The sequence below is a fragment of the Hufsiella ginkgonis genome, from assembly GCF_009834915.1.
Classification (GTDB): domain Bacteria; phylum Bacteroidota; class Bacteroidia; order Sphingobacteriales; family Sphingobacteriaceae; genus Hufsiella; species Hufsiella ginkgonis.
This window is the reverse complement of the sequence record NZ_WVHS01000022.1, coordinates 1-441: the sequence shown is the minus strand read 5'-3', so window position 1 is coordinate 441 and position 441 is coordinate 1. Positions and strand designations below refer to the sequence as shown.

General features: G+C 50.1%; 1 pseudogene. It reads right to left on the bottom strand.

The window, feature by feature from the left end:
* Window positions 1–441: pseudogene (locus GS398_RS22170) on the bottom strand (DUF6443 domain-containing protein); the annotation flags it as partial.

Below are 441 nucleotides of genomic sequence, written 5' to 3'. Positions count from 1 at the left end.
GGCGAATTGCGGGGAGGAGCTGGTCTTAAGCCAGCCTCTGGGATTGTAAGCATAGGCTGTGGTTTGAATGCTGTCGTGCAGGCTTTTCTGCTTTAACTGCCCGGTCTCGTTATATTCCAGGTCAGCGATCTTCACTTCATTGCCGGAATTGATCTTTTCAAACGCATTCTTCTTCCGGCCCCAGGCATCGTATTCGTTTCGGGTGACGATGTTTACGCTTCCGTTGCTTGAGGTATGGCTCCTGTTTGAAGTGAGCAGTTCGCCAGTGAAACTATAGGTATTGTTCACGATATCCGTTCCGGCAAGGTGGTTTTCACTCTTGCTTTGAATTACCCGGCCTTCGCTATCATAATAATTCACCGATAACAGCATGGTGCCGCTGCCAAGAATGTTTATCCTGCCACCGGTCGGAAGCCCGCGTACGAACGTACTTTGTCCAGC